The sequence below is a fragment of the Gordonia insulae genome, assembly GCF_003855095.1.
Classification (GTDB): Bacteria; Actinomycetota; Actinomycetes; order Mycobacteriales; family Mycobacteriaceae; genus Gordonia; species Gordonia insulae.
Genome location: NZ_CP033972.1, coordinates 2,504,484 through 2,529,337, shown reverse-complemented (window position 1 = coordinate 2,529,337; position 24,854 = coordinate 2,504,484). Strand labels below are relative to the sequence as shown.

The following is a 24,854-nucleotide window of genomic DNA, read 5'->3' as shown; positions in this document are numbered from 1 at the left end:
CACCGGGGTGCCAGCGTGCCTGCGGGCGGAATCACGAGACACGTCCTAGCCTCGGACTCATGGTGGCGCAGATTCTGGTGACCCTCGACGGCACGGTGCACGACCCCGACGTCCCGTTCCTGCATGCCGACGATCTGGCGGCGTTGCGGGGCGACGGAGTGTTCGAGACGCTGCTCATCAGGTCCGGCCGCACCCGCCGCGTCGGCGCCCATCTCGACCGGCTGGAACGCAGCGCCGAGATGATGGATCTCCCCAAGCCCGACCGCGACACCTGGCAGAGCGCGATCGACGTCGCGGAGAAGCAATGGCAGGAGACCGGCGGGGACGGCGAGGCCTGGCTGAGGCTGGTGTACTCGCGCGGACGGGAGAGCGCTCCCGACGGCGATCCGACCGCGTACGTGATGGCCGGCGCGGTGGCGGACCGGGTGAACCGTGCGCGCGCCGACGGGATCTCGGTGGTGACCCTCGACCGCGGGTTCTCGACCGACCTCGCGGGCTCGGCTCGCTGGCAGCTGCTGGGCGCCAAGACGCTCAGTTACGCCACCAACATGGCCGCACTGCGTCATGCGGCCGACGAGGGGTTCGACGACGTCATCTACCTCAGCAGCGAGGGTTTCGTGCTGGAGGGACCGAGGTCGACGGTGATCACGGTGACGGGAAAGACACTGGCCACCCCGCCTGCGGAGAGTGGCATCCTGCCCGGCACGACGCAGCGGGCGGTCTTCGAGACCGCCGAACACGAGGGGTGGACCACACGCACGGCGACCCTGCGCCGCGCCGACCTCATCGCGGCCGATTCGGTGTGGCTGGTCAGCAGCGTCGCGCTCGCGGCGCGGGTCACCTCGCTCAACCGGTACGTCATGCCGGTGTCGCCGAATGGCACGGACGCGCACGAATTCGCCGAATTGGTGGACCGTGCGATTTGTGTTGACTGACAATGAGTGACAACGCCCGCGCAGGTCGGTGATCGGCGACCAGATGTCACACGGACGGGATGCAGCTCACAATTCCATCGCGCTGCGATCAGGACTTTGGTCGCTTGAACAGACCCGTCACAGCAGCGTAGCGTCGAACGGGCATCACTACTACGGCCAGTAGTAGGACGTGGTTCGGCACCCAGTCGGTCGCGCACACCGACCCGGCCCGTGTATCGCAGCCCGGTACACCGACTCTTGATAGAGGCGACATGGACGCTCTTGATGTCTCCCGATGGCAATTCGGGATCACCACCGTCTATCACTTCATCCTCGTCCCGTTGACCATCGGACTGGCACCGATGATCGCCGTGATGCAGACGGTGTGGCACGTCACCGGGAATGAGCAGTGGCTGCGCGCCACGAAATTCTTCGGCAAGCTGTTCCTGATCAACTTCGCCCTTGGCGTCGCGACCGGCATCGTGCAGGAGTTCCAGTTCGGCATGAACTGGAGCGAGTACAGCCGATACGTCGCGGATGTCTTCGGCGCGCCGCTGGCGCTCGAGGGTCTCGTCGCGTTCTTCCTGGAGTCCACGTTCATCGGACTCTGGATCTTCGGATGGGGCAGGCTGCCCCGGCGGGTGCACCTGGCCTGCATCTGGCTGGCCGCGATCGGGGTGAACGCCTCCGCGTACTTCATCATCGCGGCGAACTCGTGGATGCAGCATCCGGTCGGCGTGGAATGGGACGCCGAACGGAATCGCCCCGCGATGAACGACTTCTTCGCGGTGATCACGAACAGCACGACCCTGGCGGCGTTCCCGCACGTCATCGCGGGCGCCTTCCTCACGGCGAGCACCTTTGTCGCCGCGATCGGATGCTGGTGGATGGCGCGGAACATGTGGCGCGCGAAGAAACTCCGGGAGGCCATCGAGACCGGCGACACGTCGGACATGCCGAAGACCACCTCGCCGAGCCACATCGACGCGACCCCCGAAGACCTGGAGCACGACGCGCGGCAGCTCTGGCGGCCGGTCACCCGGTTCGCGCTGTGGCTCACCCTGGTCGCGGGTGTCGCGCTGTTCATCACCGGTGACACCCAGGCGCAGATCATGTTCAAGCAGCAGCCGATGAAGATGGCGGCGGCCGAGTCGTTGTGCGACACCGAGACCGGGGCCGGATTCTCGGTCCTGTCCATCGGGAGGCAGAACAACTGCGACAACATCGAGCACGTCATCGAGATACCCGGGATGTTGTCGTTCCTGGCAACCCACCGGTTCGACGCGACCCTGCAGGGTGTCAACCAATTGCAGGAGCAGTACGCCGAGGCGCTGCAGATGCCGAACCAGAACTTCGCCCCCAACCTGTTCGTGACCTATTGGGGTTTCCGCGCCATGATCACCTGGGCGCTCGGTTCGGTGGTAGTGGCGCTCGGCGGGTTGTGGTTGACCCGGCGAAAGCGGGTGGTCGAATCCAGACGCTTCGGCCTGCTGGCCCTGTGGATGATCCCGACGCCGTTCCTGGCCAACAGTTCCGGCTGGATCTTCACCGAGATGGGCCGCCAGCCGTGGGTCGTCGCGCCCAACTGGCAGGACGATCTCGACCCCACCCAGATCAACATGCTGGTGCAGGACGGTGTGTCCAATCACGTCGCCGCGACCGTCTGGGTCACCCTCATCGGATTCACCCTGCTCTACGGCGCGCTCGGCGTGGTGTGGTTCATGCTGCAACGCCGCTACGTCATCGAGGGGCCGGCCACCTACGACGCGATACCGCCGGACGAGCCCTCGGATGATTCCGATTCCGATGAGCCCAAACAACTCTCGTTCGCGTACTGAGGAGATCGACGATGGGACTGCAGGAGTTCTGGTTTCTGATCATCGCAGTGCTGTTCATCGGGTACTTCGTACTCGAGGGCTTCGACTTCGGCGTCGGCATGCTCATGCCGTTCCTCGGCCGGAGTCACACCGGTGGCGACGATCGCGTCGCGCCATCGGAGGACATCGCCGACCCCGACAAACGACGACGGGCCATCCTCAACACGATCGGGCCGGTGTGGGACGGCAACGAGGTCTGGCTGCTGACCGCGGGCGGAGCCCTGTTCGCGGCGTTCGGTGGGTGGTACGCGACGATGTTCACCGCCTTCTACCTGCCGCTGTTCCTGATCCTGGTGGGGCTCATCACGCGCGTGGTGGCCATCGAATGGCGCGGCAAGATCAACGATCCGAAGTGGCGCACGTGGTGCGACATCGGCATCGGTCTCGGCTCGTGGATCCCGGCACTGTTGTGGGGCGTCGCGTTCGCCAATGTGGTCCGCGGCCTGCCGATCGACGCCGATGCCCAGTACACCGCCGGCTTCTTCAACCTGCTCAACCCCTACGCGTTGCTCGGCGGGGCCACGACCCTGCTGGCGTTCCTGACCCACGGCGCGGTCTTCCTGGCGCTCAAGACGAGTGGGGTACTGCAGCAGGACTCGATGAAACTGGCATCACGGCTGGCCATTCCGACGCTGGTGGTCGCGGCCGCCTTCCTGCTCTGGACGCAGTTCGCCTACGGCAACGGCTGGACCTGGATCCCGGTGCTGATCGCGGCGCTGGCGGCGGTGGCGATGGTCCTCGCCACCCAGATGAAACGCGAGGGGATCGCGTTCTTCGCGACATCCATCGCGATCGCCGGGACCGTGGCCACGCTGTTCTCGGTGCTCTACCCGAATGTGCTTCCGTCGCTCACGGATCCGGCGTACAACCTCACCATCGCCAACACGTCGTCGAGTCACTACACGCTGACCATCATGACGTGGGCGGCGGTGTTCATCACCCCGGTGGTGATCGCCTACCAGGCGTGGAGTTACTGGGTCTTCCGCAAGCGGATCTCGGTGGAACAGATCCCGGCGCCCAGCGGCCTGTCGTCGCTGCGCGTGCCGACTGAATGACCCCGACACCGACCGCGGACGCCATCGACGTCGAGGGCGTCCGCGGTGAACAACGGCGTACCGGGCCGATCGATCCCCGGTTGCTGAAGTACTCGTCGGCTGCCCGCGGCTACGTGATCGTCACGGCAGGCTTCTCGTGCGCGGCGGTGGTGGCGATCATCGTGACGGCGGCGATGGCTGCCTCGATCCTGTCCGAACTGATCGTCGACCCGTCGCGACGATCGCTTGCCGCGCAACAGGTTCACCTGCTGGTACTGGCCTGCGCCCTTGTCGCGCGGGCGGTGATGTCGTATCTGCACGACCGCTACGCACAGCGGGCGTCGGCGCGGGTGATCGCGCAACTGCGTGCGCGCGCCCTCGACGTCCTGACCGATCCCGCCCGCACCTCGCCACGCGACCTGCCGTCCCGGCGCGCACACGCGAGCACCGTCCTGCTGCAGGGCCTCGACAGCCTCGGCCCGTACCTCTCGGGTTACCTTCCGGCGCTGATCGTCTCGTTCACCGTGACCCCGACGGTGCTGGTCGTCATCGCCCTCACCGACTGGCCGTCGGCGCTGATCATCCTCGTCACGCTGCCACTCATCCCGCTGTTCATGGTGCTGATCGGGCTGACCACGCGAGACCGGACCGCCCGCAAACTCGAGGCGATGAGCCGGCTGAACGCCCAACTGCTCGACCTCATCGCGGGACTGCCGACACTGCGTGCCCTCAATCGCTCGCGCGGACCCGCAGCCCAGGTGGCCGCCCTCGGCCGCGCCCACAAGCGCAGCACGATGTCGGCGCTGCGGATCGCCTTCCTGTCGGGCGCCGTGCTGGAACTGCTGGCAACCCTGTGCGTCGCCCTGGTGGCCGTCGGTATCGGACTCCGGCTGGTCTATGGCGAGGTGAGCCTCTACGCAGGTGTTCTCGCCCTGATCCTGGCCCCCGAGGCCTATCATCCGCTCCGGCAGGTCGGGGCCCAGTTCCACAACTCCGCCGACGGCGTCGAAGCGGCCGGCGAGGTCATCGACCTCATCGAGTCGGCCGACGCATCGCCGGTGGCCGTGCCCGGGCCCCGGACCTGTTCGGTTGCCGGCCAACCGATCACCCTGCTCGACGTCGGGGTCCACGGCCGCGACGGATGGGCGCCCTACCGGCTCGGCGCCGTCATCGAGCCGGCCGCGCTGACCGTGCTGACCGGCCCGAACGGAGCCGGGAAGTCGACGACGCTGCTCGCGATGATGGGATTGATCCACCCCGATGAGGGCTCGGTGCTGATCGGCCCGGTCTCGGTGGCCGAACTCGAGCCGGCGGCGCTGCACGAACAGATCGCCTGGCTTCCCCAGCAACCGGTGGTGGTGCCCGGCACCGTCGCGGAGAATCTCGCGCTCTTCGGCGTCCTGGACCCGACCGCCCTGCACCGGGCCGCGGCGGCAACCGGTTTCGATGTCGTGCTGGCGTCGCTGCCGCTGGGGGCCGAGACCCTCCTCGGCGCGGGCGGCGTCGGACTGTCGGCCGGTCAGCGGCAACGGCTCGCCCTCACCCGGGTGCTGGCGTCGCCGTCGCCACTGGTCCTGCTCGACGAACCGACCGCACACCTCGACGATCGGTCCGCGGCCGCGGTGCTGGCCGCCCTGGTCGCGCGGGCGCGAGCGGGTGACACCGTGGTGGTGATCGCCCATCACCTGTCCGCGCGATCGGTCGCCGATCAGGTCGTCGACCTCGGCGGGGTGTCCCGTGCCCACTGAGCGTGGTGGCCGTTCCGATCCGCTGCGGCGTGCGTTCGGCTTCCTCGGCCTCCGGGGACGGCCGGTGGCCAGGTCGGTCCTGCTCGGCGTCGGCGGCGCACTGTCGGCGCTCGGCCTGGCTGCGTTGTCGGCGTGGCTGATCACCCGCGCGTGGCAGATGCCGCCGGTGCTCTATCTGTCGGTCGCGATCACCGCGGTCCGCGCACTCGGCATCTCCCGCGGTGTGTTCCGCTACCTCGAACGACTGGCCACCCACGACCTCGCGCTCGGCGCCATGGCGACCGCCCGCGAACGGGTGTACCGGGCCCTGGCCGAAGGTTCACCGGCCTACTCGGTCACCTTGCGCCGAGGCGACCTGCTGGCGCGCACCGGCGACGACATCGACGAGATCGGCAATGCCCTCATCCGGGGCGTCATCCCCATTGCGGTCGGCGCGGTGACCAGCGTGGCCGCGGTGATCATCATGGCCCTGGTGTCGTGGTGGGCCGCCGTGGTCCTCGCGGTGGCGCTGGCCGTCAGTGGCGTGGTCGCGCCCGCGATGGCCGCCCGCGGCTCCGCGCGGACGATCGCCGATGCGTCGACCGCGTCGACGAGATCGTCGGAGGCCACCCTCGCCGCCCTCTGGCATGCACCCGAACTCACCGTCGCGCGCCGTCGCGACCATGTCCTGGCCACGGCGTCGGCCGCGGACGCCGCCGCACTGTCCGCGGCGGATCGCGGATTACGGTACGAGGCGTCGGCGGCCGCGGCGACACCGCTCTCGCTGGGTGTCTCGTTGTTCGCCGCGTGTCTCATCGGTATCCACCTGGCCTCCGCGGTCCCGGGATCGCTCGCCGCGGTGGCGTCGGGTGAGGGGCTCACCCCGATGATCCTGGGTGTGCTCGTCCTGCTGCCGCTGTCCGCCTTCGAATCGACGGCTCCGCTCACCGAGGCCGGGATTCAGCTGGAACGCAGTCGCCAGAGCGCCGCCCGGGTGATGGCACTGGTGGACGGCGCCGGTGCGCCCGACGTCGAGCCGCGATCCGATGGACCGCTCGACCGGCCGGTCCATGCCGGTCCGGTGACCGTCGAGGTCGACGGACTGCGGTGGGGCTGGCCGTCGGCGCCCGATCTGGGCCCGCCCGACGGTCTCACGATGCGGATGGCGCCCGGCGGGCGCCTCGTCGTGGTCGGGGCCAGCGGATCGGGCAAGTCGACCCTGATGCTGACCCTCGCCGGGCTGCTCGCCCCGCATGTCGGCACCGTCACGTGTCGCGACGACGCCGGCGCCGAGATCGACCCACGGTCGGCCGTCGTCTACCTCGCCGAGGAAGGGCATCTCTTCTCCACCTCGCTGCGGGAGAACCTGCTGGTGGCCCGTGGCGATGCCACCGACGCCGACCTGATCTCGGCGCTCGACGCGGTCGGCCTCGGCGGCTGGGTGGGCTCCCTGCCCGACGGGATCGACACCGATCTCGGCGGTGGTGGCGAAGCGGTCAGCGGCGGCCAGCGGCGTCGACTGCTCATCGCACGGGCGCTGCTGCACCGCGCGCCGGTGGTGCTCCTCGACGAACCGACCGAGCACCTCGACAACGACGACGCGGCCACGCTGCTGCGCGCGCTGGTGGCGGTCGACGGCGGTCTCTTCGATCGCTCGAGGACGGTGGTCGTGGTCACGCATCACCGTGCCGCGCAAGATCTTTCCGCTGTCGAACCGGAGTGTCGGGTGCTCGAGGTCGAGCCGGTTGCGGTGGTCTGAGAAATCCGTTGCGACCTCCGGCCGGGCAAGCGTATCTTCGGCTGTACACGAGGAAGGAGGTGGTTCGAAGTTGTATGACTATTGGACACGTGAGGTGACCATCCGCTAGCGCGGATTCGTGGCATTCACTGCCACGGGAGTGCAGCCGGTCGGCCGTCGAGGTCGGCGGACTCGCACCTTCGTGTTGGCGAATTCCAGATGGTCACCCGGCCCCCGCACCTCGATCCTGTCTGATCGATCCAGCCCGTCACCGGGCGGTGCGGGGGTCGTTTCCGTCTGTGGGCAGTCTGATCGCCGGTGGGGGCGCCCGGACGAAGTGCGACATCATGTAACAGTTCTTCGCTCGGTGTAACGCAGGTCACCGCGACCGCGATCCGTTATTCAAGTAGTCGACTACTCGTGCTCGCGACCCGTTTCTGGCGTGAACTTGCTTCGGACGATGAAACGAGCCGATCACGTCGACCCATCCCGAAAGGCTCGGGACGCGAACCACAGATGAACGATCCACTGCCGAGGGAGACCGCCATGACCACCACACACGCTCAGGTGGCGTCCGATCACGACGCCGTGATCATGCACTCCGTGCCGGTCGGGACCTCACACGAACGCGCTGCCCACGTCGACGAGCACGTCCGCGCCCGATTCCTCACCCCGGACGACGCGGACTGGACCAACGACGGCGCGGCGACCTGGACCGCAGGCCACATCTCCGGCCTCACCTATTCCCACCTGGCCGGATCGGACCACCTGGTACTGCACAATCGTGGGAGTCGGGACCTCGGGGTGCTCTCCACGCCGGAACTGCCCGGCACCGACGGCACCGAGTTCACCCACCTGCCCGCCGGATCGTCGATGGACCTGCCGGCCGCGGAGTTCCACATCCTGCAGGCCGAGCGCAGCGAGGGCCGGCCCGTCCTGGTCGGACAGATCGTCGAGGGCCGGGATCCGCAGACCGACGAGCCGCAGTTCATGCTCGACGGACCGGGACCCGGTGAGGTCGACTGGTCCGACCGCGATCCCGACGATCTGTTCTGGAAGCCGGGCGACATCGACTTCGGCGTCCCCGTCGCGCCGTCCTTCGTGTTCGCCGATCCGATGGCGCACGGCGTGCATCACACCCGCATCGACGGCGAGGTGGCAGTGCACAATCGCGGCGACGGACCGATCGCGGTCCTGACCGTCGGCGCCGACGGTCCGCTGGACCTGGTCGTCGCGGACCCCGGGGAATCGGTCCCGGTCCCGCCCGGTGACGCCGTCTGCTACGTGCAGGCGCCGCGCACCGATGACAGCCCGACTCTGCTGGGCGTGATGTGGTTCTCGGCGGGCGAATCGATGCCCACGGTGCTGCCCGTCCCGACCCGGCGTGACCACCTCGACCACCACTACCTGACGCCGTGGAGTGCCGACTGGGACTGCGGCTATCCGGATCAGATCCATCTCGACGCCGAGGCGGCCGGGGTGACCTATCAGTACCGCGCGGGCGCGGAGACGATGACGATCCGCAACACCGGTGACGACGCGATCGCGGTGCTCTACAACCGGGAGCACGAACGTGCGGTCGCCGAGGTCGCGCCGCACAGCCGGATGACCTTCCCGGTGTGCGCGGACGCCGACACCGGTCAGGTGTTCTCCGTCGTCGGCGAGCGCGTTGACAGTCTGCCGGGCCGGTCGGCGACGTTCTCGACGTCGGGTGCCGTCATCCCGGGCACCTCCGGAAAGCCTGGTACCGCAACCAATTACGGCTCGGTGGTGATCATGCTCGGCACGGTCGTCTACAGCGCGATCCCCAAGAAGAACCTCTACCTGGCATGGTCGGACCGGCGACGGTGGCTACGCAAGTCCCGCTGACCGGCCGGGTGCGTCAGCCCGCGTAACGGCGGAGCTTGGCCGAGAGTCGGGGGATGAGATCACCGTCCGCGTCGACTCGTTCCTCGACATACGCCAGATCGCCGTCGTCGACGAGACCGTAGAGCCGCTTGGCGCCGCCGGTGCGTCGGCCCGAGTCGGCCTTGATGACCACGTCGGTGGCCAGTTCCCACGAGGTCTGGGTGAGCGGTTGGCCGTAGAAGAGTTCGATCGACCCCTCGGCGTGGGCCAGCAGGAGCTCGATGTTGTCGTCGGGACCGATGCGCCAGTAGCCGGTCTCCCGCAGATCGGGCCGAACGAATCGCGCGTCGTCGTCGATCACCCACGACCGCGCCTGCCAGTTCAGGAAGTTCTGGCCGTCGTGGCTGACGATGATCTGCTGGGCGAAGTGATAATCCTCGCCGGTGTCGGGATCGTTGGCCTCACCCTCGCCCTGCCACACACCGACCATCGGGAGCAGCGCCAGCAGGCCAGAATGCAGATCGGCGCCCTGTCGCAGATTCGCGGTGTCGTGCGGGAGCGGTATGTCACCCCACTCGGGGAGATTGCGCTCGGCGGTCTCCTTGGCGCGCTCGAGCGCCTGGTTGATCGCTTGGTCGCCGGATCGACGAGTGACGGATTGCCCGTCGTTCTCGTCGCTGCCGTCCGCGTCTGCGGAGGTCACGACTCGTCGTTGATCAGACGGTAAAGGACGTAGACACCGAACCAGGCGATCAGAATCGATGCCAGGATCAGCAGGATCTCGAAGAAGATGACCACGCGGCGAGTTTACCGTGTGACCGCGACGCCTTCGACCGGAGGTGCCCCGGGTGGTGCTTTGATGGGGTGATGACCGATGAACAGCGGATCTCGACGGCATCGCGACGGATCGGGGCCCCGGCCGCACGGATCTTCGAGCTGATCGCCGACCCTGCACGACAACCCGAGTGGGACGGCAACGACAACCTGGCGGAGGCATCGGCGGGGCAGCGTGTGCGCGCTGTCGGGGATGTGTTCGCGATGACCCTGACCAACGGTTTCGTCCGAGAGAACCACGTGGTGGAGTTCGACGAGGGGCGGGTGATCGCCTGGTGTCCCGCGGAACCGGGCGGTGCACCCATCGGTCACCGGTGGCGCTGGGAGGTCGCCCCCGACGGCGACGGCGCCCTCGTCACGCACACCTACGACTGGACCGATCTGCACGACGAGCAGCGGCTGCCCAGAGCCCGCGCGACGACCGCTGACCGGCTGCGTGCCTCGATCGACCGATTGGCCGAGGTCGCCGAACGCGATTGACGCATCAGGGCCCGGCCACCGTGTGGTGGCCGGGCCCTGATGTCGGACGTGTCGGGCTAGCTCGAGACGGCCGGAGTCACTTGGCGACGACGATGTCGTGCTCGTGGACCCCGGGGCCTTCCGGAGTGATGGTCACGTCGCCGTTGCCGATCGAGGACAACGCACGCAGCGTCCACGTGCCGGGAGCGGCGAAGAACCGGAAATCGCCGGTCGGACTGGCGACGACCTCGGCGGTGAACTCGCCGGTCGAGTCGAGCAGGCGGACGAAGGCTCCGGCGACCGGGGTGCCCGCCGCGTCGTTGACCTGTCCGGTCAGGACGGTCTCCTTCTCGACGTCGACGCCCGCAGGCAGCTTCTGTCCCTGTTTGGGTGCAGCACACATGTTGATTACTTTCCTTCTCCGAGCTCGATCGGGACGCCGATCAGCGAGCCGTACTCGGTCCAGCTGCCGTCGTAGTTCTTCACGTTCTGCTGGCCGAGCAGTTCCTTGAGCACGAACCAGGTATGGCTCGACCGCTCACCGATGCGGCAGTACGCGATGGTGTCCTTGGAGCCGTCGAGGCCGGCCTCGTCGTAGAGCTCCTTGAGGTCCGCGTCGCTCTTGAAGGTGCCGTCCTCGTTGGCCGCCTTGCTCCACGGCACGTTGATCGCACCGGGGATGTGGCCCGGACGCTGGCTCTGCTCCTGCGGGAGGTGGGCCGGCGCCAGGATCTTGCCGGAGAACTCATCGGGGCTGCGCACGTCGACGAGGTTCTTCACGCCGATGTCGGCGACGACCTCGTCACGGAACGCGCGGATGGTCAGGTCCGGCTCACCGGCCTTGTAGGTGGTGGCCGGACGGCTCACGGCGTCGGTGCTCAGCGGGCGCCCGTCGAGCTCCCACTTCTTGCGGCCGCCGTCGAGGAGCTTGACGTCGTTGTGGCCGTACAGCTTGAAGTACCAGTACGCGTAGGCCGCGAACCAGTTGTTGTTACCGCCGTACAGGACGACGGTGTCGTCGTTGGCGATACCACGCTCGGAGAGCAGCTTGGAGAACTGCTCGGCGTCGACGAAGTCGCGACGGACCGGATCCTGCAGATCGGTCTTCCAGTCGAGCTTGACCGCGCCCTCGATGTGGCCGCCGTCGTAGGCGCTGGTGTCCTCGTCGACCTCGACGAGCACGACCTTGTCGGTGTTGAGGTTCTGCTCAGCCCAATCGGCGCTGACCAGGACGTCGGAACGTGCCATGGTTGATCCTTCCCGGATGCGTGTGGAGAGTGATTTCTTCAGATGGGATTCGAGATGATGTCGACCGGGAGTGATTCATCGCGATGCTGCTGGTCACCGAGAGGTGTCCGGGATCAGACGCGAGGGATGTCAGATATGCAAGGAATCGCACCGGCCGCCATCGTGAGGTGAACGCGCCGAACAGGCGCCGCGCTCATCGTCTAACGACAGCAACAGTCGGCGACGCGACAGAAGTCGATCGCACGACGGCGAGTGAGCATGAACTCACGGCGCAGTTGCATGCGACCACCCTACACAGGGGCAAGTTGCCCCTCAAACCTGCCTCGGTTGTGCCCGGACCCCGCCTGATCTCCGCAGAGACCCGTCATCTCCTGCATCCGATCCGTCGTCAGAGATACCGGTCGTCGGCATCGGGGAAGCCGGCGACGGACCGGGTCAGAAGTCGCGTGGGATGAGGTCGGCGGGACCCTCTGTGCCCTTGACGAGGACGTCGCTACCTTCACTGTTGGCCTCGGTCGGGCGGATGTCCCACGGCATGGGGAGCGGCGGGAGCGTGGCGGTGAAGCGCGACAGGACATAGGAACGGAGATCGTCGGCGACCTCGGCGTCGACGTGCTCCTCGGGTCCGCGGTAGAAGTCGGTCGCCGTCAGGCGGAGCCGACCGGCGATCACCGACAGGTCGACGACGACACTGACCTTCACCTTCGGGCCGGTGTAGGTCGACGCCGACGGCGGCACGGGGTTGTCCGGCTGGAACGGGGGCAGGGGGACCGTCCCGGTGAGCAACACTCCGCTCGTGCGCGTGAGGAGACCGTCGCCGGGCCCGCCGGCGCCCGCCCGGTCGACCGGCGCGGGTGTATTGACCGTGAGATCGAGAATGCCCAGCATCCGGCCGAGATTCACCGAATCCAATCGGGTGTGGGCATCGACGGACGCGGTGTGCACTATGTCACTCGGGCCGATCCGGAATCCGTCGGGTACGGAGAACGCGCCGAGGCTCGCGCCCAGTTCGGCATGGCAGTCACCGGGCGGCGGGCACGGGATCGACACCCCGCGGGCGGTGATGACCGCGCCGTCGAACGCACCGTCGCGAGCGTGCGTGACGAAGGGAAAACCGCTGATGGTGACCTCGGGGTCATAGGTGACGCGGTCCGATTCGCGCAGCGCGCGGGAGAATCCGTGTTCGGTGCGCATCGCGATCACGGTGTCGGCCAAGAGGGCACCGACTGTGATGACGATCACTCCCAGGATCGTGATGCCGAGAGCGCGGCGTCCGCGATGGCGTCGCCCGCGTTCGGGTCGGGACATCGGTGCTCGGCCCTCCCCGGTCGCCTTGTTAACAGCACAACCCGACATTGGCGCTATTCTGTCACCTATCGCGCACACGTTGGTAAGGCGGCGTAAACAAACCGCCAGGGCGCGAGCAGTGTCGGACAGTCCCAGAAGGGGCCGGGCGGCGCGGATGTCAAGCGGGTTGGGGAACGACGAGATCGGAGTGGTTCATGGATCTCTTGCTGTTGACTGCTGATCCGAACCCGGAAGCCGTACTGCCGTCGCTGGCCCTGCTCGCCCACACCGTCCGAGTCGCGCCCACCGAGGTCTCGTCACTGATGGAGGCGGGGAACGCCGACGTCGCGATCGTGGACGCGCGCACCGATCTCGCCGCGGCCCGCGGACTCTGTCGCCTGCTGGGCAGCACCGGATCATCGGTACCGGTCGCCGCGGTCCTCACCGAGGGTGGCCTGGTCGCGGTGAATGCGGACTGGGGGCTCGACGAGTTCCTGCTGCCCGCCACCGGACCCGCGGAACTCGATGCGCGACTTCGGCTGCTGGTGGTGCGGACCAGGGGGATGACCTCGGAGGAGGCCAGCGGGAAGGTGACTCTCGGTGAACTGATCATCGACGAGGGCACCTACACCGCGCGGCTCCGCGGACGTCCGCTCGACCTCACCTACAAGGAGTTCGAACTCCTCAAGTACCTCGCCCAGAACGCCGGTCGGGTGTTCACCAGAGCTCAACTGCTCCAAGAGGTCTGGGGTTACGACTTCTTCGGCGGTACCCGCACGGTGGATGTGCACGTCCGGCGTCTGCGGGCAAAGCTCGGTGCCGAACACGAATCGTTGATCGGCACCGTGCGCAACGTCGGGTACAAGGCGGTGCGGCCGAACCGTGGCCGGACGGGCGGTGGCGATTCCTCGCTCGACGTCACGTCCGACGGTCCCGACGTCACCGAAGGTCCCGACGATTTCGATGCGGACGACCTGGACGGACCGTTCGACGAGGAGTTCAGCGCCAGTGCCAACGGGACCTGATGTCGCGGGTGTCGCGCCGTCCGTCGTCGACCGGCTGACGCCCGACGACGCGACGTTCGCCCAGCGGCTGGTCGAGGCCGGTCGATCCACCGACGGCGTCTCCCCACTCTCCGAACAAGCCGTGCACGCGATCGACACGACCCCGGAGCCGGGAGTGCGCCATCTGGTCTCCGCGGCGGGCTACGCCAATGTGATCGCCGGCCGGGACGGGGAGCCGGCGATGATCGAGGCCGTCGTCGACCCGGAAGTCCGACGTCGCGGATACGGCCGGGCGCTGCTCGCCACCGCCTTCGACGTCGCACGCGGTCTGGTCGCCGAGCCCGCGCCACGCGCCTGGGCGCACGGTGATCTGCCCGGCGCGGTCGGACTCGCCGCCGCCCTGGGACTCGAGCGGCGCCGGGAACTGCTGCAGCTGCGCCGACCGCTCGGTCCCGAGGCCGACGAGTTGCCGGCCCTCGAGGTCGATCCCCGTATCACCCTGCGTACCTACGCCGGCGACACCGATGACGCGGAGATCCTCCGGGTCAACAACGCGGCGTTCGACTGGCATCCCGAGCAGGGAGGGTGGACGACCGGGCAGATCGTCGAGCGGGTGCGCAGCGACTGGTTCGACCCGGCCGGGCTGTTCCTCGCCTTCGACGCGGAGAATCCGGGACAGCTGTTGGGATTTCACTGGACCAAGGTGCACGACGCGAGCCTGGGCGAGGTCTACATCGTCGGAGTCGACCCGGCGGCCCAGGGTCGAGGACTCGGACGCCTGCTCACCCTGGCCGGTCTGCATCACCTCGCCGATCGCGGGATCGACGAGGTGGAACTCTACGTCGAGGGTGACAACACCGCCGCACTGCACACCTACGAACGCCTCGGCTTCGGGCAGTACGCGATCGACGTCGCCTACGGGTGACCCCACGATCCGTCCCGTGACGAACGGCGCCCCGGGGTGAAAGCCGTTGACCGCGAGCATGACAGGATCAGACCATGAGGTCGGCCGGATACGTGCTGGGGTGGGGCGCGGTCGTCGCGGCGGTGGTCGGTATCGCGGCACACCTCTCGGGGCTCGTGAGCAACACCGCCACCCGCATCGCGTCATTCACTCCCGTGCTGATCGGGCTGGGCGTCGTCGGCCTCGTCATCCTGCTGATCGGCCGGCACCGGGTGGCCGCGGTGGTCGCCGCGGTCGTGGTGATTGCCGGGCTCGCGACCCAGGCTCCGCTCTATCGTGGTGTGGACGAACAGGTTTCGGAGACCGATCTCACGGTGATGCAGGCCAACATCTACCTCGGCCGCGCCGACGTCACGCACATCGTCGACGAGGTTCGCGATCGGGATGTGGACGTGCTGACGGTCATCGAGCTGACCCAGCCCGCGGTGTCGGCGTTCGCGACCTCACAATTGTCGCGGGAGCTGCCGTACTCCTACCTCCGGCCCCGGGCCGGTGGTGCCGGTGCCGGCATCTACTCCCGGTACCCGCTCTCCGACGGTCGGGCGCTCGACGGCTTCACCCTCTCGAATCTTCGTGCCCAACTGGAGGTTCCCGGGGCGGGCCGTCGCGCACTCTATGCACTGCACCCGCTCCCGCCCTACCCGGAGCCGTCGTGGCGGTGGGACGGCGAACTCCGGCGACTACGCGATGTCCTCCTGGCCGAGCCGTTGCCCCTCATCATCGGGGCGGACTTCAACTCGACCTACGACCATCGTCAGTTCCGTAGTCTGCTCGCCCACTCGTCGGTGCCGGGCGGGCCACCTCTGCTCGACGCCGCCGAGCATCTCGGTGCAGGCATCGTCGCCACCTACCCCGCGAACCGCGTCTACCCGCCGTTCCTGGCGCTCGATCGTGTTCTGGCGCGAGGGAGTACACCGACCAGCCTGACCCGGGTGGATCTACCCGGATCGGATCACTTCGGTGTGGTCGCGACCGTCCGGCCCTGAATCCCGGGGAGTGATGGCCGGCCGCGGCCCGAGAGCACGACGGATCATCCGGACACCCGGGACCAGCAGGACGGCGAGCGCAGCGGCATCGGCGGCCAGATAGACGTAGGCGACGCCGTTGATACCCCACTCGCCGACGGCGAAGCCGATGCCGGTCACCACGACGATGCCGAACACGACCTGCACCGCCACCGCCAACCGCAGGCGCCGTTCCACTTTCGCGATCGCCGTGTAGATGGTCACGAAGGCGACCGTCGGGAGGGTGAGTGCCATCAACCGGATCAGAGTGGTGCCCTCGGCGGCGTACTGCGGCCCCATGACCGACAGAATCCAGGGCGCCGTCACCACCAGTGCAACGGCACCCAGGAACCCGGCGCCACCGCACAGGCCGATGAAGCGCAACGTCGCATGGCGCAGATCCGCATGAGGTTCGGAGGCCGTCGCGATGAACGGTGCGGCGGTGGCGAACAGGAGGACCGAGGCGGTGCTGATCAACAGCCAGCACACGGTGAAGTACGCGTTCATCTCCGGGCCGAGGCGGGCGACGATGACCAACGGCACCACGAGCGGGACGATGACGCCTACAGCGGTCATGGCGAGCGAACCCACATAGAACTGGGTGATCTCGTCGCGTGGCGGGAGAACGGCGGGCCCGGACGCCCGGAGCGCGGCCCGCCGGATCGCCCGGACGCCGATCCAGCACGAGATGAGCGCGGCGGGCAGCACCCACGACCAGACGACCGCGGACCCACTGCCCATCGGAATGAGGGCGGCGACGAGTACCACCTTCGCGGCCGACTGGGAGATGTTCTTGGTCGCGACAGTCCGCGACATACCCAGCCCGATCAGGGCCTGATCCTGGATCGCGAAGATACCGAGCACGAGGACGAACATCGGGAACACCCAGGCCTCGGTGGAACTCTCGAAGAGTTTGTCGCGCGGCCCGAGGACCACGAAGCCGACACCCAGGAGCACCGCGACGACGATGATCACCGTGCGGCCGATCCCGAGGAAATGCCTTGTCCGCGAACCGGAGACCGGGAGGAAACGCTCGTACAGGCTGCCCAGGCTCAGATTGGACAGCGTCGCCAGCAGCGTGGCCGACGTGATGATCGCGGATGCGCGACCGACCTCCGCGGTGGTGTAACCGCGGGCCGCGACGGTCCAGAACACAAAGCCGAGGGCGCCCGTGGCCAGGCTCGACGTCATGATCGCCATGATGTCCACGCTGAGCCCGCCGCGGCGGAGTCGGGACAGACCACCCGCCGCCGATCGCTGCGACCGTGTCGCGGTCACCGGCCGCGAACCGCCGCCACGCGCGAGGACTGATCGGCGAGCAGGGGCAGCAGGAGTTCGGCGGTGATCTCGGCCTCGGTGGCGAGCGGCCAACCCGACAGAATCCAGATGTCCACACCGGCTCGTTCGGCGACCGACGACATCGCGGCCGCGACGTTCTCGGCACTGCCGACGAAATAGGTGCCGGTGCCCTTGCCGGCGATGTCGAACGGTGGTTCCGCCGCGGTCCAGGTCGTCAGACCGGCGGCCATGTTCGGTGCGAACTCCAGGACCTCACGCCCGGGGATGCGTCCGGCACGCAACGCGTCGATGCGCCCCTGCACGAGCGGATTGTCGCTGCGGAGTTCGTCGAGACCCGGATAGCCGAAACTCCGCAGATTGCGATCCGCGGTCGCCAGTACGGTTTCCGGCCGCGTCCTGGCGAGTTGCGACTCGAAACGCTCCCACGCCTCCTCGTCGGTCTCACGCACGATGACGCTTGCCAGCACGCCGAACTGCAGGGTGCGTCCACGGGTGGCCGCGGCGGCGCGGACGCGGTCGAACAGACCGGCGAGCGCGGTCGGCTCGGACATGAAGGAGAGGTAGACATCGAGGACGTCGGCCGCATGCTCGATCCCCTCCGGGGATGCGCCGGTGCCCCACACCTGGATTCCGTCCGGCTGCCTCGGCCCCGGGATGGGTGGCTTGTATCGCGGTCCGTACGAGAAGAACTCGCCGTCATACGGTTCGGCGTCGTCGAGGTACAGCCGTTTCACCAATGACCAGTACTCCGAGGAGACCCGGTACCGCTCCTGCTTGGAGCCGAAGCGGCCATAACGGTGCAGCACCGGATCGGCACCGTTGACCTGGTTGTAGATCAGGCGACCGCCGGAGTACTGGTCGAAGACCTGCGCCTCCTCGGCCATCAGAACCGGCGGCTTGACCCCCGGGTACTCCGGGACGAGGAAACGGAGCCGTTCGGTGTCGGCGACCAGCGAGATCGCCTCCCGCGCAGTGGTCAGCGCGCCGTAGTAGCCCAGGCGATCGAGGGTGCGCGCCTGGTGGCGGATGACGTCGAAGGTGGGCTGTACGCGCTCGGTGGGTTCCCATGGCACGTCCCCGTCGGTGGGATTGATGTACCAGAGCACGCGCGGAGCGGTAGCACCTCCCGTCGCTTCGCTCGCCCCGGTAGCGTTCCCCGTCGCTTCGCTCGCCCCGGTAGCGTTACCCGTCGCTTCGCTCGCCCCGGTGACATCTCCCGTCGCTTCGCTCGCCCCGGTCGTCGCCGAACCAGCGGGATCAGTTACCCCGCCGATGGTCTCGGCCACGTCGGCGCTCACCGCTCGTCGCAGAACTCGGTGATCGGGAGCCCCACGTGACGTGACTCGGTGGGTGCGTACCCGAGCAGTCGATCACCGGGTGTCAGTTCGGTGACGTTGTTGACCGAGCCGCCCGGGCCCAGCAGGCGCACGTGCCAGTCGTCCTGTGCGATGACGTTGACGGTGCGACCGTCGTCGGTGGTCGCGGTGACCGAGATGAGCGGGCGCCGTTCGATCTTCACGCGGCCGATCCGGACCTCGCGGACCGAACCGTTGCTGCGGACCGCCAGGATCGGCTGGCCGGCCTGGAGTTCACTGACGTAGCGGGTGCGGTTGCCGGGCACCAGCACGTAGGAGTGCACCGCCCCGGCGTTCCAACGGAACGGTCGCGTCGGCATATACGGCAGGGGATGGGTCTCACTGCACGACAGGAACATCCCGGTGGAGAACGAGCCGATGAGGCAGCCTTCGTCCTTCTCCAACAGCGAGCAGGTGTCGATGCACGCCCGCTCGCCCATGCCGATGTGCTCGACCTTGGTCACGGTGAGTTCGGTCAGTTCCATCCGGTCCGTGGAGGGCGTGATGACCTCGGCGAGGGTGGCGACGTCGTCTGCACTGCGCGGGCTCAGCAGCAATCCGTCCGACCCGTGCTCGAGGACCAGCTTGACGATCTCGGCGTCCTCGATGTCGTTGACGACGGTGATGGTGTGGCCGCCGGAGTTCTCCGCGGCGGCGATCACGATCTCCAGCGGGATCTTGGTCGGATCGGTGAACGTCAGCACCGTCCATGGCGTGCGACGGACGGCCTCGCAGGCGTCGCGCAGGGTGTCTGCATCCGACACCACCACGTGCACACCGGTTTCGACCGTTGCCGCGACCGCCGGAGCGCCGTCGCCGCCCTCGGAGAGCACGATGTCGACCGAAGCGGTGTCGATGATCTCGTCGGCGTCACCGGAGCGCACCAGGACGCGGCGCACGGTGGGCGGAAGATCGCCGAGCAGATTGATGTCGTCGGAGACGATGCCGTCGATGCGATGGTGGATGGCCGATTGCACCACCGCGTCGCGGAGGGCGCCGGGCACCGCCCGCAGGTCGATCCAGGCGAAGTGCCCGGTCCGCGGTGCGGGTGTCTCGGCGGTCGGGGCCAGCGGAGCGATGTCGTCGGTGACGATGTCGGTCGGGTTGCTCATGGTGATCCTATGTGTGAAGCGGGATGGTCTCTCGGCGGTGGCCGGGGCTGTCGGCAGGCGGCGTCGGGTCGATCTGCCGCACGGGCGATTTCAGGCGAGTTCGAGTGTGGGTGTCAGTGCGCGCGACGAGGGTGCCGCGCCATGGAGGTGGTCGGCGAGTGCGGCCGCGACGTGCTGCGGCTGCTCGGCGGCGAAGATCTGCCGTCCGAAGCTGAGTCCCGCGACGCGTGAGGATGCGACCTCGATACCGAAATCGATTGCCGCCGCGTCGCTCTCCACGGCGGGACCACCCGCGACCAGGATCGGCAGCGGGCAGGAGTCGACGACCTCGTTCATCTGATCCGGCGAGCCCGCGTAGTCGAGCTTGACCACGTCGGCGCCGAGGTCGGTGGCGATGGCGGCGAGATGGGAGAGCGTCGGCACCGACGTCGCGTCGACGCCGATCTCCGGGCCGCGCGCATACATCATTGCGAGCAGCGGCACCCCGAGACGACTGCATTCGCCGGAGACCGCGCCGAGATCGATGAGTTGCTGTGGCTCGGAGGCGGACCCGACGTTGACATGCACGCTCACCGCGTCGGCGCCCAGGCCCAGGCATTCCTCGACGGAGCCGACGAGGACCTTGCCCGTTCGGTCGATGCTGAGGTTGGTGCCCGCAGAGAGATGCACGATCAGGCCGAGCGACCCGAATCGCCATGGGTCGATCGTGCGCGCGCGACCCTTGTGCACGATCAACGCGTCGGCGCCGGCACGGGCGAGGAGATCCGCGGTGCTGTCCGCGTGGTCCGACCGGCCCAGTGGTCCGATCGTCACCGAATGGTCGATCGGCACCACCAGAGACCGCCGGGACGAGGCGGCGAAGAGCCGTGAAAGGCGAAGTTGCTTGCCGGATAATGACTGTCGGCGTACACCGCGGCTGTCGAACATCCGTACGCTCCGATCGATGTGTCGTATCCCAGCGGTGGGACGACTGCTCACCGATTGCTGAGTGTTACCTGAGTTATGAGGGTAGCCTATCCTTTTGACACCCACCAATCGGTGCGATGTGGGGGCGGTCACAACGTCGGTTGAGCCATCAGGGAAGACGTCGGGTCGTCGGAGTGCCAGGAGGTGGGGAACGGAAGGCCCAGGTAGACCTCGCCGAGCGCCTGCTGCTGCGCGACGGACTCGGTCCAACGGACCAGGGTGGCGCGGCGCAGTTCCCAGTCGTACGGGTCGTCGCCGAAGCGGTGCAGCACTGAGGTCAGGGTCCAGGAGAAGTTCTGGGCCTGCCAGATGCGCGGCAGGACGGTGTCGGTGTAGGCCCGCAACGCCGAGTCGTCGCCGGTCCGGTATCGGATGCCCAGGGCGCGCGACAGGGCGCAGGCATCGGAGATGGCCAGGTTGAGACCCTTTGCGCCGGTCGGGGGGACGATGTGTGCGGCGTCGCCGAGGAGGTACAACGATCCGGACTGCATGCGGTCGGTGACGACGCTCCGCAGGGGAGCGAGGCTGCGTTCGATGATCTCGCCGGTCTCCAACTCGGGATGATCGTCGCAAGCGCTGCGGCGACGGAGTTCGGCCCAGATGCGAGCGTCGGGCCAGTCCTCGAGCCGTGTGTCGGCGGGGACCTGCAGGTACTGCCGGCTCAGGTTCGGCCCACGCATGCTGTGCACCGACAGACCGTCGGGATGCACGCTGTACATCCCCTCTTCGGTCACCGGCCGTGTGCGCGCCAGGATGCCGAGCCACGCGAACGGATACGACCTGGTCAGGGTGCGGGTGGACGACGGCATCATCGTGCGGGTCACCCCGTGGAAACCGTCGCAGCCGGCCACGACGTCGGCATCGATCCGATGGCGTGCGCCGTCCGGACCGGTGTACTCCACGACGGGGTGGTCGGTGTCGGTACCGTCGATCGAGACATCGGCGGCCTCGAACACGAGCGGGCGTCCGGTGGCATGGCGTGCGTCGATCAGATCCGCGACCACCTCCGCCTGACCATAGACGTACGCGTGGCGTCCGGAGAGCGCGTGGAAGTCGAGATGGTGGGTGGCGCGGTCGAATCGGAGGTAGAAGCCGTTGTGTACCAGGGCCTCCCGGTGCAGGCGGTCGGCCACGCCGATGTCGGTGAGCAGATCGACCGTCGTCTGCTCGAGGACGCCGGCGCGCACGCGTGCCCGGACATACTCCTCGGATCGGCATTCCAGCACCACCGATTCGATGCCCTGGAGGTGCAGCATGTGGGCGAGGGCGAGCCCCGCGGGACCCGCGCCGATGATGGCCACCTGACAACGCGCCGTCATGGTCGTTCTCCCCGGGATGAAGCGAGATGTCGGCGTGCCCCGCCGCCGGATGGCGGCATCGTCGGCTCTCGGTGTATGAACACGGTCACTTTGGTCTGCCTAAGTTATGACAGCCTTACCTGACTATAGTACCTTCCAATATGTCCGGTTCCGGATGGCCCTCTGTTTCTCGGCAGGCGGTCGATCACCTCGCTTGCGATCCCTGGGGGCACTACTGTGACCGAACTCTCCGACGACGCGATCGTCCGTCGTACCGATCACGGGGACGCCCTGCCGCAGCGCGTCGAGCCCGACATCGTCGAAGTGCTCCCGACCGATTTGGACGCCATGGTGGATTTCGAGGACGAGTTCGCGGGAGATCCGGCGGCAGTGACCGTTTCGGTCGTCGTCCCGACCCGTAACGAGGCACTCAACCTGCCATACGTCGCCGAGCGCATGCCCGCCGTCGATCAGATCATCGTCGTCGACGGCAATTCCGTGGACGGCACGGTCGACGTCGCCCGCTCGCTCTGGCCGGAGGCGGTCATCGTGCATCAGACCCGCGCAGGCAAGGGCAATGCCCTCGCGTGTGGGTTCGAGGCGGCCACCGGCGACGTGATCGTCATGATCGACGCCGACGGTTCGACGGATCCCGCCGAGATCCCACAGTTCGTCGAGGCGCTCGTCGGTGGAGCCGATCTCGCCAAGGGCAGTCGGTTCTCGCTGGGCGGCGGCAGCGACGACATCACCGCGCTTCGCCGGGCCGGCAACAAGGGACTCAACTGGTTGGTCAACCGCCTGTTCGGTACCGGATTCGCAGATCTCTGTTACGGCTACAACGCGTTCTGGCGCAAGCATCTTCACGTCCTCGACCTCCCCGCGACCCGGCTTCCGGAGGCGCAGTGGGGCGACGGGTTCGAGATCGAGACCATCATCAACGTGCGAATGGCGCGCGGCGGCATGCAGATCCGCGAGGTCGGCAGTCATGAGAGCAAGCGAATCCACGGCCGGAGCAATCTGAACGCGTTCAGCGACGGAATCCGGGTACTCCGCACGATCGGTCAGGAGCGGCGACTGCACCGCAGCAGCAGGCAGGCCGTCGCCGCACCGGTCTCGCCGACCGCCTGAGAACAGCGCGGCCGCTGTCCCGGGATGTCGCGCTCATTCCCGCCACGCGGTGACGTGGCCGATGTCGTGAGCCGAGGTGTTTCCGTGGTGTCGAGAATGAGGGTGTCGTCGGCGACCGCTGATCGTGCGTCGACCGGTCGGCGGCTCGACGTCGTCGTGATCGTCGCGCTCGCTCTGCTCGCGACGGCGACCGCGGCGATCGGTCTGGGGCGAGGATTCTGGGGCGACGAGGCGATGACGGCCTCCGCCGTGCAGCGGACCCTACCCAGGACCGTCGCGATGCTCGATGCTGCCGACGGTGGTATCGCGGGCTATCTCGTGCTGATGAACGGATGGGCCCACGTGGCCGGCTCGAGTGAGATCGCCTTACGCCTACCGTCGCTCGTCGCGGTGCTCGTCGCCATCGTCGGCGGCGGATTGTTGGGCCGCCGGCTGGCCGGTCCGGTCGCGGGGGTGACCGCGACGGTCATCCTCGCTGTCCACTCGCAGTTGGTGGGGGTCTACGCGACCGAGGCCCGGCCGTACGCGCTGGTGGCCGCGGCGACGGTGATCGCGGCGCATGCGGCGCTGTCGATCTCGCGCGGAGGGCTGGGTCCGCGGCCGGCCTCGGCGTTCGCGATCGCCGCATCCGCAGCGGTCGCACTCCACTTCTTCGCCGTGCTGTCGATCCTCCCGCTCTACCTCTGGGTGCTGCTCGGTGCACGACGCCGTCGGCAAGTGGGGTCGATCGCGGTCGTGGTGGTGCCGGTGGTCGGGGTCGCGGCGATGATGGCGGTCCTCGCGACCCGGACCTTTCTGCAGAACTGGTTGCCGCCGGTCGGTATTCGCGACGGGTTCGCCGTCATGGCGAGCCTGTGCTCTCCGCTCGCGGCGTTCGTCCTGATCGTCGGGCTCGTGGCGATCTCCGTCGTCCGGACCCGCGCCGGGTCGATCACTCGAGCAATCACCTGCGCACGCACCGATCTCGTCGTGTTGGTGGTCTGGGCAGTCGGCCCGGTGGCGATCCTGTTCTGCTACTCGCTGATCGCGCGGCCTGCACTCCTGGCCCGGTACGCGCTGCCGAGCACGATCGCGTGGGCTGTGCTGGCCGGAGTGGTGATGGCAGTGGCCGTGTCGACCATTTGGCCGCGCCCGGAGGGAGTCGGCCGGATGGATCGGCGCTTGTCCGTGGCGGCCGTCTCGGCCGGTGTCGTGCTGGTCGTCGGCGTCGTCGCGGTGACCGGCGGTCCGGTCAGCAAGACCAAGAAGGAGGACCTGCGGGCGGCCGCCGACTGGATCGGCGAGTCCGCTGCTGCACGTCCGGGTTCCTCCGCGGTGGCGTTCGCGCCGCGCTGGGCCGAGCCGGGACTGCGGTGGTACCTGTGGGAGGGTCCTCGATCGGGCGACCGGGACCACCGGGTGTCGCTGCTGGGCGCCGCTCGCGTCGAGGGCGGTCCGGTGGTGACCGATGTGCCGGCCGTCGGACAGCTTGCCGTACAGGCTGATTCGCTGTGGACGCCGTCGACCTGGCCCGACACCGAGGCGGTCGTTCAGTCGCGACGTCGCTGGGCCGAGGCGACCGTCGGGTTGCGGACGGTCTACCTGGTCGGCCGCACGGACGCCGATCCCTGCGATGCCGGTGCCGCCATATGGGAGCCGGTCGCCGACACCGGTTGCGGCATTGTCGGGGCGCTGCGTGCCGGGTGGCATCCGCGCGAACGTGTGACGTTCGGCGACACCGCGGTCCAGATGTGGACGCGGTGACCCACCGGTAGATCG

The 24,854-nt window shown here is 68.0% G+C and carries 21 protein-coding genes; 12 read left to right on the top strand and 9 right to left on the bottom strand.

What is annotated here, in order from left to right; genetic code table 11:
* Window positions 1–59: 59 nt before the first annotated feature.
* From D7316_RS11455 to D7316_RS11430, 6 genes are all read left to right on the top strand, one after another.
* Window positions 60–935: an aminodeoxychorismate lyase gene (locus D7316_RS11455; RefSeq protein ID WP_124708352.1), complete on the top strand. Its 876-nt coding sequence runs from the start codon at window positions 60–62 to the stop codon at window positions 933–935.
* 251 nt (window positions 936–1,186) lie between these two features.
* Complete coding sequence (locus D7316_RS11450; protein ID WP_124708351.1) at window positions 1,187–2,752, top strand: cytochrome ubiquinol oxidase subunit I; 1,566 nt, start codon at window positions 1,187–1,189, stop codon at window positions 2,750–2,752.
* Window positions 2,753–2,763: 11 nt separating this feature from the next.
* Window positions 2,764–3,846: a cytochrome d ubiquinol oxidase subunit II gene (gene cydB, locus D7316_RS11445; RefSeq protein ID WP_124708350.1), complete on the top strand. Its 1,083-nt coding sequence runs from the start codon at window positions 2,764–2,766 to the stop codon at window positions 3,844–3,846.
* Entirely contained in the window at window positions 3,843–5,573 is a 1,731-nt protein-coding gene (gene cydD, locus D7316_RS11440) for a thiol reductant ABC exporter subunit CydD (protein ID WP_197718219.1), read from the top strand. Before cydB ends, cydD begins: the two co-directional genes overlap by 4 nt.
* A complete protein-coding gene (gene cydC, locus D7316_RS11435) occupies window positions 5,563–7,311 on the top strand; it encodes a thiol reductant ABC exporter subunit CydC (RefSeq protein WP_232016874.1) in 1,749 nt (582 codons plus the stop codon). The genes cydD and cydC overlap by 11 nt, the downstream gene beginning before the upstream one ends.
* Window positions 7,312–7,836: 525 nt before the next feature.
* Entirely contained in the window at window positions 7,837–9,159 is a 1,323-nt protein-coding gene (locus tag D7316_RS11430; protein WP_232016873.1) for a hypothetical protein, read from the top strand.
* A 13-nt stretch (window positions 9,160–9,172) separates the two neighbouring features.
* Here the strand turns inward: D7316_RS11430 and D7316_RS11425 are convergent, their stop codons facing one another.
* Window positions 9,173–9,841: an FABP family protein gene (locus D7316_RS11425; RefSeq protein WP_124708349.1), complete on the bottom strand. Its 669-nt coding sequence runs from the start codon at window positions 9,839–9,841 to the stop codon at window positions 9,173–9,175.
* Window positions 9,842–10,005: 164 nt separating this feature from the next.
* Here D7316_RS11425 and D7316_RS11420 point away from each other — a divergent pair, with 164 nt between their 5' ends.
* Window positions 10,006–10,452, top strand: coding sequence for an SRPBCC family protein (locus tag D7316_RS11420; RefSeq protein WP_124708348.1), 447 nt, complete (start codon window positions 10,006–10,008; stop codon window positions 10,450–10,452).
* A gap of 76 nt (window positions 10,453–10,528) precedes the next feature.
* Here D7316_RS11420 and D7316_RS11415 read toward each other — a convergent pair whose 3' ends face one another.
* From D7316_RS11415 to D7316_RS11405, 3 genes are all read right to left on the bottom strand, one after another.
* Window positions 10,529–10,834, bottom strand: coding sequence for a DUF1416 domain-containing protein (locus D7316_RS11415; protein WP_124708347.1), 306 nt, complete (start codon window positions 10,832–10,834; stop codon window positions 10,529–10,531).
* A 5-nt stretch (window positions 10,835–10,839) separates the two neighbouring features.
* Window positions 10,840–11,679 (bottom strand): sulfurtransferase, encoded by an 840-nt coding sequence (locus D7316_RS11410; protein ID WP_124708346.1) that lies wholly within the window; start codon window positions 11,677–11,679, stop codon window positions 10,840–10,842.
* Window positions 11,680–12,114: 435 nt separating this feature from the next.
* On the bottom strand, window positions 12,115–13,035 hold the full coding sequence (locus D7316_RS11405; protein ID WP_124708345.1) for an LmeA family phospholipid-binding protein: 921 nt from the start codon (window positions 13,033–13,035) through the stop codon (window positions 12,115–12,117).
* Window positions 13,036–13,181: 146 nt separating this feature from the next.
* Between D7316_RS11405 and D7316_RS11400 the strand changes: the two genes are divergently transcribed.
* From D7316_RS11400 to D7316_RS11390, 3 genes are all read left to right on the top strand, one after another.
* Entirely contained in the window at window positions 13,182–13,991 is an 810-nt protein-coding gene (locus tag D7316_RS11400) for a winged helix-turn-helix transcriptional regulator (protein WP_124708344.1), read from the top strand.
* Complete coding sequence (gene mshD / locus D7316_RS11395) at window positions 13,975–14,895, top strand: mycothiol synthase (protein ID WP_232016872.1); 921 nt, start codon at window positions 13,975–13,977, stop codon at window positions 14,893–14,895. The genes D7316_RS11400 and mshD overlap by 17 nt, the downstream gene beginning before the upstream one ends.
* A gap of 74 nt (window positions 14,896–14,969) precedes the next feature.
* Window positions 14,970–15,920 carry an endonuclease/exonuclease/phosphatase family protein gene (locus D7316_RS11390; protein ID WP_124708342.1) on the top strand — a complete coding sequence of 317 codons (951 nt, stop codon included), beginning with the start codon at window positions 14,970–14,972 and terminating at the stop codon, window positions 15,918–15,920.
* On the opposite strand, the gene D7316_RS11385 is transcribed toward D7316_RS11390, so the two are convergent.
* From D7316_RS11385 to D7316_RS11360, 5 genes are all read right to left on the bottom strand, one after another.
* The gene (locus D7316_RS11385) at window positions 15,873–17,216 is read right to left on the bottom strand and encodes a lipopolysaccharide biosynthesis protein (RefSeq protein ID WP_197718218.1); all 1,344 of its coding nucleotides are present in this window, start codon (window positions 17,214–17,216) and stop codon (window positions 15,873–15,875) included. The two genes, D7316_RS11390 and D7316_RS11385, sit on opposite strands and share 48 nt — an antisense overlap.
* A complete protein-coding gene (locus tag D7316_RS11380) occupies window positions 17,213–18,343 on the bottom strand; it encodes an LLM class flavin-dependent oxidoreductase (RefSeq protein ID WP_124708341.1) in 1,131 nt (376 codons plus the stop codon). The genes D7316_RS11385 and D7316_RS11380 overlap by 4 nt, the downstream gene beginning before the upstream one ends.
* 188 nt (window positions 18,344–18,531) lie before the next feature.
* A complete protein-coding gene (locus D7316_RS11370; protein WP_124708339.1) occupies window positions 18,532–19,704 on the bottom strand; it encodes a 3-dehydroquinate synthase II family protein in 1,173 nt (390 codons plus the stop codon).
* A 90-nt stretch (window positions 19,705–19,794) separates the two neighbouring features.
* The gene (locus tag D7316_RS11365) at window positions 19,795–20,631 is read right to left on the bottom strand and encodes a 2-amino-3,7-dideoxy-D-threo-hept-6-ulosonate synthase (RefSeq protein WP_124708338.1); all 837 of its coding nucleotides are present in this window, start codon (window positions 20,629–20,631) and stop codon (window positions 19,795–19,797) included.
* A 128-nt stretch (window positions 20,632–20,759) separates the two neighbouring features.
* Window positions 20,760–21,989: a 4-hydroxybenzoate 3-monooxygenase gene (locus D7316_RS11360; protein ID WP_124708337.1), complete on the bottom strand. Its 1,230-nt coding sequence runs from the start codon at window positions 21,987–21,989 to the stop codon at window positions 20,760–20,762.
* 327 nt (window positions 21,990–22,316) lie between these two features.
* Between D7316_RS11360 and D7316_RS11355 the strand changes: the two genes are divergently transcribed.
* Both D7316_RS11355 and D7316_RS11350 read left to right on the top strand, forming a co-directional pair.
* A complete protein-coding gene (locus tag D7316_RS11355) occupies window positions 22,317–23,096 on the top strand; it encodes a glycosyltransferase family 2 protein (RefSeq protein ID WP_124711271.1) in 780 nt (259 codons plus the stop codon).
* A gap of 96 nt (window positions 23,097–23,192) precedes the next feature.
* Window positions 23,193–24,839: a glycosyltransferase family 39 protein gene (locus D7316_RS11350; RefSeq protein ID WP_164473774.1), complete on the top strand. Its 1,647-nt coding sequence runs from the start codon at window positions 23,193–23,195 to the stop codon at window positions 24,837–24,839.
* Window positions 24,840–24,854: the final 15 nt, after the last annotated feature.